We start from the raw sequence: 9,082 nt of genomic DNA on the forward strand, positions 1-9,082 counted from the left end.
ATCATGACGCCGCCGCCCCGCATGAAATTGCCAAGCTTCGGCATGATGCGCCGGGACCACGGCGTCGGTGCGTTGAGGCGCGCCAGATAAGCCTCGCCGTCGAGGACCTCCGGCGTCCCCAGCTCGTACAGAATGAAGAAGCGGTTGATGTCGTCCCTTGCCGCGCGGAAGACACGCGATGCCAGGAAGCCCTTCGTCGTCACGCGCTCGGTCGTGTGCTCACGCGTCAGCCAGTGCCGGTAGTCGGTCAGGTCGTGAGCCTCGACGTCGCTCCAGATGGCGAGAAATCCCGTGCCGCGCATCCCGCCCTCCATGCCTACGCCTTGCCGCCGGCCGCAAGCCCGTGCAGAGCTGGCGCGATGGTCGCAGGCAATTGCCCTAGCCGTTGGACCGCCGCGAGCATCGCGGCGAGATAACCATAGGGACCCAGGCCGCAAATGACTGCCGTGGAGGCGCTCGACGTGATCGAGTGGCGGTGCAGCTCGTCCCGCGCGTGGATGTTCGAGATATGCACCTCGATCTTTACACCCTCGAAAATCTTCAGCGCATCGATCAGCGCGATCGAGGTGAATGAATAGGCCGCGGGGTTCATGATGATGGCGTCCGCGTTGCCATGGGCGGACTGGATCAGGCTGACGAGTTCGCCCTCCATGTTCGATTGATGGAACGACATCGAAACCCCGAGCTGGTCGGCCAGCGCCTTGCAGCTCGCCTCGATCTCCCCGAGCGTCGTCGAGCCGTAGATGTGGGGCTCGCGGATGCCGAGGAAATTGAGATTGGGTCCGTTGAGGATCATGATCCTTGCGGCCATTTTGGCTTGTCCTTCTTTTGTTGCCGACGCGTCTAGCCGCTGAACCACTTGGCCGGGATCGTCACCAGCCCCGGGAATAGCACCATCGCGAACAGGACGATCAGTTGCGCAATCAAGAAGGGCCAGACGCCCTTGATGATGTCCTCCATGCTGATCCTGGAGACGCCGCAAACCACGTTCAGCACGATACCGACCGGTGGCGTGATGAGGCCGATCGCATTATTGATGATGAAGAGGACACCAAAGTAGACGGGATCGATGCCCGCCGCCTTGACGATCGGCATCAGGATCGGCGTGAGGATGAGGATGGTCGGCGTCATGTCGAGAGCCGTCCCCACGATCACCACCACGACCATGATCGCCAGCATCAGGAGCGTGTTGTTGCCCATGAAAGGCTTGAGCAGGGTGACGATCTGTGCCGAAATCTCGGACACGGTGATGAGCCAGGACGACACCAGCGCGGCTGCCACGAGAAACATGACGATGCTCGTCGTCAAGGCCGAGGAGACGAACACCTCGTAAAGCTGCGACAGCTTCAATTCCCGATAGATGCAGGTCGCAACGAACAGCGAATAGACGGCGACGACCACTGCGGCTTCCGTCGGCGTGAAGATGCCGAAACGCAGGCCGACCACGATGATGACCGGCAGCATCAACGCCCAGAAGCCGTCGACCACCGCTTTCACCATTTCCGAGAGCGATGCTCTTGGCGGGGGCGTCAGGTTCTCCTGGCGGACCACCCACCACCAGGCCAGGCAGAGCCCCGCCCCGAGCAACAGCCCGGGGACGATCCCGGCCAGAAACAGTTTCGAGATCGACACGCCCGCGGCGACACCGAAAATGACGAATCCGATGCTGGGTGGAATCACGGGCGCGATGATGCCGCCGGCCGCGACCAGACCCGCCGCATAGGATTTCTTGTGGCCCGCCGCCACCATCATCGGCACCAGCAGGGCAGCCAGTGCCGCGGCATCGGCTGCCGCGGAGCCCGAGAGCGACGCAAGGATGCAGGACGCGAGGATCGTGACGTAACCAAGGCCGCCGCGAAAATGGCCGACCGCGACGAGCGCAACGTTGACGATTCGCTTGGCCAAACCACCCTTGTTCATGACCTCGCCGGCGAGCATGAAGAAGGGAATGGCCATGAGCGGAAAGCTGTCCGCGCCGTTGATGACGTTCTGCGCCACGATCTGCGCGTCGAACATGTCGATCGTGCTCATCAGGGCCACGCCGCAGACGATCAGCGCAAAGGCGATCGGCATGCCCAGCGCCATGGCGCCGAGCAGCGAGAGGGTGAAGACGGCAATCGTCATGGCATGATCCCGGTGATTTTCAGGATGTGAGCGCCGGGCGGCACGATACGAGGAGACAGCATCAGTGCTCCTCCGATTCCCTGACGGCTACCATGTCGGCTTCGCTGGCCTGTCCGGAAATGACGCGGAACAGGTCGTAGAGAAGGATCACTCCGGCCGAAACGCCGAAGATCACGCCGACGCCATAGAAGATGCCGAGCGAGAGGCCGGTCGCCGGCGCGCGGTCGTCGATATTGATGATCGTCTGCCGCCAACTTCCCGAGAGCAGAAGCCAGTCGGCGAACAGCATCAGGACGTAGCTGACGATGAAGCAGATGCGTTTGCCGTAAGCCGGCAGCATCCGCACAAGGCTATCGACGCCGAGATGGGCGTGCTCACGCATTGCCACGACCGCACCGAGGAAAGTCAGCCAGACCAGGAGCCAGCGCGACAGCTCCTCGGAAATCGCAATACCGGAGTTGAAGCCGTAGCGCAGGACAACGTTGCCGAACACCAGCACCACCATCACCGCAAGAAATGCGGCGATGATGCCCTTCAGCAGGGTGCAATAGAGGTCGAGAATTCGCGCCATGCGTGCCGTCCGGGCAAAGTCGGGTTCAGAGCCGGCCCACTGGCCGGCTCTGCCTCTTGCATGCTGACGAGGTCGACTATTTCACGTCCTTGCGGATGCGATCGAGCTCGTCGTTGAACAGCTTGACCGCCTCCGGCTTGAGATTGGCGGCAATCTTGTCGACGACCGGCTGCGCCGTCTTGCGCATCCGATCGAGCTCTTCCGGCGCGACGGTGTTGTACTGCATGCCCTTCGCCTGCAATTCAGAGAGGGCTTTTTCAGTCTGAAGGCGGGTCTGCTCCTTTTGATAGCCTCGGCTTTCCTCGTACGCCTCGCGCATCAGGCGCTGCTCGGTCGGCGAGAGCTTGTCCCAAAACGCCTTGCTCACGAGGATGATGTTCAGGGTGAAGGTGTGATTGGTGGCGGAAACGTATTTTTGCACTTCGTAGAACTTGTTGGAGAGAATGACCGTGAAGGGGTTCTCCTCGCCGTCGACTGTGCGGGTCTCCAGCGCCGAATAGAGTTCGCCGAAGGCCATCGGAACGGGATTGGCCTTGAAGGATCCGAAGGTCTCGAGATAGACCGGGTTCGGAATGACGCGGAGCTTGAGGCCGTTGAAATCCTCGACCTTGGTGATCGGCCGCGTGCTGTTGGTGACGTTGCGGAAGCCGAGGCCCCAATAGCCCAGACCGATCAATCCCTTCGACGGCAACGTATCGAGCATCGACGTGCCGAATTTTCCGGTGCCGAGAGCATCCGCCTGCTCGATGGTCTTCACGATGAATGGAAAGTCGATGAGGCCGAACTCCGGCACGACGGTTGCGAGCGACGTCGTCGAGGCCGACAGCATTTCCTGCGTGCCGCCGCGTAGCGCGGATTGCTGCTGCAGCTCGTTGCCGAGCTGCGAGGCCGCGAACTCACGAATCTTCATCTTGCCCCCGCTCTTCGCCAGCAGGATCTCCGCAAATTTCTGCACCCCCGCGCTGACGGGGTGATCGGTGTTGTTCAGGTGTCCCCACCTGATCGTGCGCTCCTGAATGTCCTCAGCGGATGCACCGACCGTCAGCGCCACGCAGATCGCCGTCGCAGACAGCGCCCGTACCAACAAGCTCATTTTGACCTCCCTGTTCGATCGGGGCACGACGGCGGCTTCAGCCATTCTTTTCTGCACCCTCAGGTCAATCAAAAAACATAACTACATTTTTTGGTCAAATGATAAATCGCAATTCATCTGATATTTTTGATTACGTCTGTTGGTAGGCGTCTGCTATATTGCTGGTAACAGTGATGGTTCGGCCGCCCACCACGGGCGTTGCGCGCATATTGCGGGATCGGAGAGCATGACGTCACTCGAGGGGCGCCCTTTGTCGGCGGGCGACAGCGGTTATCAGCGGATTCGATCCGACATCATTTTCGGCGTGCTGACGCCGTCCGGACGTCTCAAGCTCGACGCCATGAAGGAGGACTACGGCGTCAGCATCTCCACGCTGCGCGAGATCCTCAATCGGCTGACCTCGGAGGGATTCGTGGTCGCGGAGGGCCAGCGCGGCTTCGAGGTGGCGCCGATATCCATCCAGAACCTGCGTGAACTCGCCGGCCTGCGCATCCTGCTGGAGCAGCATGCAATGGCCGAGTCGTTTCGTGCCGGCGACGTCGAGTGGGAGGGCCGCGTGGTGTCCGCGCATCACAAGCTGGCGGCCACCGAACGCACCGTCCTCAAGGAGGGGGACGATCCCGAGCTGCGCAAACGCTACGACGGCGAATTCCACCAGGCTCTCATCTCGAATTGCGGTTCGCGCGAGCTGATGCAGACCCACGCGATCGTGTTCGACAAATATTTCCGCTATGCGCTGCGCTACCGCGGCGCAGAGACGATCAACCAGCACAAGGCGCTGCTCGAATGCGCCCTCAAGCGCGACATCAAAAGCGCCAAAACCGTGCTCACCGATCACATCAACGGGTGCGTCGCGCACGCCCTCGCCTCCTGGAACGAGGATTGATCGTCCGCGGCCTGACGTCGTTCGGAGACAGCGCTCGTCGCTGCAATCGGATTTCGGGATGACTCCTGACATGATTCCCGCATATCGGGTCGAGACCGCGGTCGCCGCAGGCGACATCCTCGGCGAGACGCCATTGTGGTGCGACCGCTCCCGCAAGCTGTGGTGGGTCGACATCGACCGGCGGCTGCATCAATCCTTCGATCCGGCGACCGGCGCGCATCAGGTTGTTCCGTACGCGTGCAACTTCCTCGGCAGTCAGGCCTTGACGGCAGATGGCTCCCACCTGCTCGCGCAGGATCTGGGGCTTTATCGCCGCGCGTCCGATGACGATCCTCCAGGTCAGCTCTGCGAGGTCGAAAGCGGCCCCGACAATCGCCTGAACGACGGGCGCGTCGACGCGCGGGGCCGGCTATGGATCGGCACCATGGACAACCAGCTGCATCGGCCGAACGGAGCGCTGTATCGGGTGGAGGCGGACGGCCGGACGGTGCGCATGTTCGGCGACGTCATCGTGACGAACGGAATTGCGTTCTCACCCGACAATCGCACGCTCTATTTCACGGATACGAGGCGATACCGCACCTGGCAATTCGACTTCGATCTCGATAACGGCGTGATTAGCAACAGACGGTTGTTCGCGGATTACAGCGCCTCCGGCGAGAGGCCCGACGGCGCGTGCATCGACATTGCGGGCGGACTGTGGACCGCATTCTTCTCCGGCGGCCGGGTGGTGCGTTATCGGCCGGACGGCCGGATCGATACCGTCATTCGGGTGCCGGCGACCAATCCGACCTGCGTATGCTTCGGCGGAGCCGATCTGAAGACCCTGTTCGTGACGACGGCGAGAAAGTTTCTTGATCGCGAGCAACTGGGCCGCGAACCCCAGGCGGGTCATGTTCTGGCCATCGATGGCATTGCACAGGGACTTCCAGAACACCGCTTCGGCAATTCATCCTGAGCGCCTGCCACCGAGACGTCGCGGCACATGACGCGACCAGGCATTCAAACAGCGGACATGATTTCTCGTTCTCGCGGCGCGTTTCGCCCGAGCTTTGCTTCGTCACTCCGCCCTCATATCCAAGAGGGCGCAGGGAAGGCCGGGTGCCGGCTGGCACCCGCGGTCCGCTGCGCGAAAAGCACACGCAGGAAAACCGCACAGCAGCATACAGGTGTAGCCAATCACTCGGCCTTCCCTGCGCGACGGTTGGACGGCTTATGCCGTGCTCTCCCGGGAGCCGAGTTCTCTTTGGCCTCCCTCGCCTCGCGAATTTGGATGATGCTGTCTGCCCGGTTGGGCTCGCACACACCTCCGCGAAAGCTTGACCGTAGCAACGACGGCCAGGACCACACGGTTTTGCCGTACGCACGGCCCGCCATTTCGCCGCAGTTTTTCCAGCCCTGTCGACGAAGCCGAAAACTTACAGGCGAGACGAAGCCTAGCAGCGCCGCTCGTCCGCACGCGGTTGCGGGCTCACAGGGTCTACCCGCCCTGCCCGCACCATCTCGTACCGACGCTGCCGCGTCCATCGCAAGCCCGGCTCGCAATCAAGACGACAACGAGATCGCCCCTCAAGGATGAGCCGGGATGAGCGACACATACGCCGTTTCCGAATTTCGGTAAAGTGGAATATTTTTGCGGAGAGGGATTGACGGGAGAAGGGTGTGTTGCCCGACGGGCTGGGTTGCCGCTTCCCTAGAGCAAGGGATTGGCCGTTTTCCACAGAGGTCTAATCACCGCGGAGTGCCAGGGATTGCGTCACCGATACACGTTCTTATTTTGTTCGTTGGGTTAAGACTGCCCGCCATCTATTCCGGGCGCTTGACCGGGATCTGGCATCAATTTGCGGTGGACACCTGCGGGCGGTGTCGGAACTGTGTCGCGCCGTTCGTCTTGAGTCCAAGTCCCCTTATGGAGTTTTGCGTACCATGGCCCCCCGCGCGAACTGGAAAGGCTTTTTGCGTCTCTCGTTGGTCACCTGTCCCGTGGCGCTCTACCCAGCTACGTCGGAGAGCGAGAAGATCTCCTTCAACCAGCTCAACCGTCAGACCGGTCATCGGATCAAGTACCTGAAAGTCGACGCCGACACCGGCGACGAGGTGCCCAACGAGGACATCGTTAAGGGCTACCAGCTCGAGAAGGACCAGTTCATCGAGGTGACCAAGGAGGAGCTTGAGGAGATCGCGCTGGAATCCACGCGGACCATCGAGATCGATGAGTTCGTAGACAAGGCCGAGATCGATCCGCGCTACCTAATTCGCCCCTACTACATCCGTCCGGACGGAAAAGTCGGCCACGACGCCTTCGCGGTCATCCGCGAGACCATCCGCGAGATGAACAAGGTTGCGATCGGGCGCGTGGTGCTCACCAACCGAGAGCACATCATTGCGCTCGAGCCGATGGACAAGGGTCTGGTCGGCACCTTGCTGCGGTATCCCTACGAGGTTCGTAGCGAGCAGGAATACTTCGACGAGATCCAGGACGTCAAAGTGACGAAGGACATGCTCGATCTGGCCAGGCACATCGTGAACCAGAAGGCGGGATCATTCGAGCCGGAGAAGTTCGAGGACCATTATGAAAGCGCGCTGATCGAGCTCATCAACCAGAAGCGCACCGGCAAGCCGATCGTGCCGAAGGATCGGCCGAAAGGCGAGAACGTCGTCGATTTGATGGACGCGCTACGCAAGAGCGTCGGCGGGGCGGCAGCAAAGACCGAGGCTCCGAAAAAGCCTGCCAAGAAGACGAAGAAGGCTGCCGCGGCTCAGAAGGAGATGCTGATGCCGATCGCCGGTAAGAAGCTGGCTAAGGAAGCGGCGGCGAAGAAGCCGACAGCAGGGACGCGGCGGAAGTCGGCGTGAGATTGTGAAACATCCGGTGATACCCGATGGCAGTTTCGGACTGACATGGAAGAGGCCGCGCATGTCAAGGCTGAGCTGCGGCTCGGCACAGCGGGATGGAATGTTCCGCGAGTCTGCAAGGAAAGAGTTGGCGGGGTAGGTAGCCAGCTTGAACGCTACGCGCGGGTGTTGAACGCCACCGAGATCAACTCATCATTTCATAAGCCGCACCGGCGTTCGACCTATGAGAAATGGGCGAACGCGACGCCAGATGATTTCCGCTTTTCGGTAAAGGTGCCGAAGTCTGTTACTCACTCGTCACAGCTTGCGCAGGGTGAACTCGATCGGTTCATCGAAGAGAGCGCCGGACTTGGTGCGAAGCTCGGGGTTTTGCTCGTTCAGTTTGCGCCTCGCAAAATGTTCGTTGAGTCCGATGCGGAGTTCCTGTTCCGCGCGCTGCAGGAAAAGACCTCAGCCGCTCTCGCGTGCGAGCCGCGTCACGTCAGCTGGTTTACGCCCGAGGTCGGCGCCTGGCTCGGGGAACGTCGGATTGCCCGTGTCGCCGCGGATCCGGCGCGGGGGCCCGATGCCGACCTGCCGGGCGGGTGGCCTAGTCTGCGCTATTTTCGATTGCATGGAGCGCCGCGCATTTACTACTCCGCGTACGACGGGGCGTTCCTGCGATCGCTGAAGCTGCGGCTCGGTGCTGCGTCGTCATCTAGTGAGACCTGGTGCATCTTCGACAACACCGCAGCCGGCGCAGCGATCGAGAATGCACTAGACTTGCTCGCTTGAAGGGCCTTTTGGCAATAGTCCGCTGATATCCCTTACGTCGTCCAAGTTTGCCAAAGGCGTTTGAGGCTCGCACGCCATTCGAGCGGCGCGACAGCGCAGGGGACTTAATCGGGACGTGGCGGGCACTCCGGGCACGTATCGCCGATCGAATGCAAAACCTCGCGCACTTGCCCGACGGCCTGATCCGGAGATAAGCCCTCGGGTGGCTCCTGCCTGGCTATATCCAATGCGTGCTCGCGTGCATGCGGGTCGGCCCGGTCCTTCGCCCAGCCGTGCTCCTCGCATTCGTGGATGGCGCCCGCCTCCTGCAGCACGCTGAGCGCCCAGCCGCGCAGCGTTCGGATCGCCGGCCGTCTTTCCTTCGTCATCAGCATCGAGCTTGCTCCTGCCCGGACGAATCCTTTGGCCCGTCTTCTCGTTCCGAGCGGTTAGCACGCAGCAGGGATTCGCAATCGGCAGAGCTGAGGTTTGTCCCCGTGTTCCGCGGCTCTGGCACAATCGCGTCGGCTGCAGCACGGCTCAGCCGTAGGGTTCTGCCCGCTGAGAAGCGGCCACGCTTCGACTCCGGGCGCTAAACCGCTAAATGTACCCCGCCGTCTTCCCCTCCGCAGCGCGTAGCTTCATGCTCGCCAGCTTGCGAATTGGTGGGACTAATGTGGTACCAAGAGAGTCCGAGGATCGCAGGTTAGCAGGAAGTGCCTGTGAGCGGCCCGAGACATAGGTGACAAAACGTACCGGACACATGGGTTACACTTTCCGCTTTTGTTCTGCGGGAGGT

9 protein-coding genes and 1 pseudogene are annotated in these 9,082 nt (G+C 61.4%); 4 read left to right on the plus strand and 6 right to left on the minus strand.

Annotated elements, in window-relative coordinates:
* The 5 genes and pseudogenes from AC0L23_RS39300 to AC0L23_RS39320 all read right to left on the minus strand — a co-directional run.
* A pseudogene (locus AC0L23_RS39300) lies at nucleotides 1–302 on the minus strand (hypothetical protein); the annotation flags it as partial.
* Nucleotides 303–316: 14 nt separating this feature from the next.
* Complete coding sequence (locus AC0L23_RS39305; RefSeq protein ID WP_026232626.1) at nucleotides 317–811, minus strand: type II 3-dehydroquinate dehydratase; 495 nt, start codon at nucleotides 809–811, stop codon at nucleotides 317–319.
* A gap of 32 nt (nucleotides 812–843) precedes the next feature.
* Nucleotides 844–2,124: a TRAP transporter large permease subunit gene (locus AC0L23_RS39310; protein ID WP_085383158.1), complete on the minus strand. Its 1,281-nt coding sequence runs from the start codon at nucleotides 2,122–2,124 to the stop codon at nucleotides 844–846.
* Nucleotides 2,125–2,185: 61 nt separating this feature from the next.
* Complete coding sequence (locus AC0L23_RS39315) at nucleotides 2,186–2,695, minus strand: TRAP transporter small permease (RefSeq protein ID WP_085393958.1); 510 nt, start codon at nucleotides 2,693–2,695, stop codon at nucleotides 2,186–2,188.
* 76 nt (nucleotides 2,696–2,771) lie between these two features.
* The gene (locus tag AC0L23_RS39320) at nucleotides 2,772–3,788 is read right to left on the minus strand and encodes a TRAP transporter substrate-binding protein (RefSeq protein WP_018453915.1); all 1,017 of its coding nucleotides are present in this window, start codon (nucleotides 3,786–3,788) and stop codon (nucleotides 2,772–2,774) included.
* 226 nt (nucleotides 3,789–4,014) lie between these two features.
* Between AC0L23_RS39320 and AC0L23_RS39325 the strand changes: the two genes are divergently transcribed.
* From AC0L23_RS39325 to AC0L23_RS39340, 4 genes are all read left to right on the plus strand, one after another.
* Nucleotides 4,015–4,674 carry a GntR family transcriptional regulator gene (locus tag AC0L23_RS39325; protein WP_085348502.1) on the plus strand — a complete coding sequence of 220 codons (660 nt, stop codon included), beginning with the start codon at nucleotides 4,015–4,017 and terminating at the stop codon, nucleotides 4,672–4,674.
* A 58-nt stretch (nucleotides 4,675–4,732) separates the two neighbouring features.
* Nucleotides 4,733–5,632 carry an SMP-30/gluconolactonase/LRE family protein gene (locus AC0L23_RS39330; RefSeq protein ID WP_085393960.1) on the plus strand — a complete coding sequence of 300 codons (900 nt, stop codon included), beginning with the start codon at nucleotides 4,733–4,735 and terminating at the stop codon, nucleotides 5,630–5,632.
* A gap of 968 nt (nucleotides 5,633–6,600) precedes the next feature.
* Nucleotides 6,601–7,530, plus strand: coding sequence for a non-homologous end joining protein Ku (gene ku, locus AC0L23_RS39335; protein WP_018453912.1), 930 nt, complete (start codon nucleotides 6,601–6,603; stop codon nucleotides 7,528–7,530).
* A 45-nt stretch (nucleotides 7,531–7,575) separates the two neighbouring features.
* Nucleotides 7,576–8,304 carry a DUF72 domain-containing protein gene (locus tag AC0L23_RS39340; protein ID WP_085393961.1) on the plus strand — a complete coding sequence of 243 codons (729 nt, stop codon included), beginning with the start codon at nucleotides 7,576–7,578 and terminating at the stop codon, nucleotides 8,302–8,304.
* Nucleotides 8,305–8,408: 104 nt separating this feature from the next.
* Here AC0L23_RS39340 and AC0L23_RS39345 read toward each other — a convergent pair whose 3' ends face one another.
* Complete coding sequence (locus AC0L23_RS39345; RefSeq protein ID WP_018453910.1) at nucleotides 8,409–8,678, minus strand: hypothetical protein; 270 nt, start codon at nucleotides 8,676–8,678, stop codon at nucleotides 8,409–8,411.
* Nucleotides 8,679–9,082: the final 404 nt, after the last annotated feature.

The organism is Bradyrhizobium sp. MI1.4 (assembly GCF_055811315.1).

What these genes read in the sequence shown, in the direction of transcription:
- AC0L23_RS39305 (WP_026232626.1), bottom strand. Translation starts at nt 811, where the DNA reads ATGGCCGCAAGGATCATGATCCTCAACGGACCCAATCTCAATTTCCTC.
- AC0L23_RS39310 (WP_085383158.1), bottom strand. Translation starts at nt 2,124, where the DNA reads ATGACGATTGCCGTCTTCACCCTCTCGCTGCTCGGCGCCATGGCGCTG.
- AC0L23_RS39315 (WP_085393958.1), bottom strand. Translation starts at nt 2,695, where the DNA reads ATGGCGCGAATTCTCGACCTCTATTGCACCCTGCTGAAGGGCATCATC.
- AC0L23_RS39320 (WP_018453915.1), bottom strand. Translation starts at nt 3,788, where the DNA reads ATGAGCTTGTTGGTACGGGCGCTGTCTGCGACGGCGATCTGCGTGGCG.
- AC0L23_RS39325 (WP_085348502.1), top strand. Translation starts at nt 4,015, where the DNA reads ATGACGTCACTCGAGGGGCGCCCTTTGTCGGCGGGCGACAGCGGTTAT.
- AC0L23_RS39330 (WP_085393960.1), top strand. Translation starts at nt 4,733, where the DNA reads ATGACTCCTGACATGATTCCCGCATATCGGGTCGAGACCGCGGTCGCC.
- ku (WP_018453912.1), top strand. Translation starts at nt 6,601, where the DNA reads ATGGCCCCCCGCGCGAACTGGAAAGGCTTTTTGCGTCTCTCGTTGGTC.
- AC0L23_RS39340 (WP_085393961.1), top strand. Translation starts at nt 7,576, where the DNA reads ATGGAAGAGGCCGCGCATGTCAAGGCTGAGCTGCGGCTCGGCACAGCG.
- AC0L23_RS39345 (WP_018453910.1), bottom strand. Translation starts at nt 8,678, where the DNA reads ATGCTGATGACGAAGGAAAGACGGCCGGCGATCCGAACGCTGCGCGGC.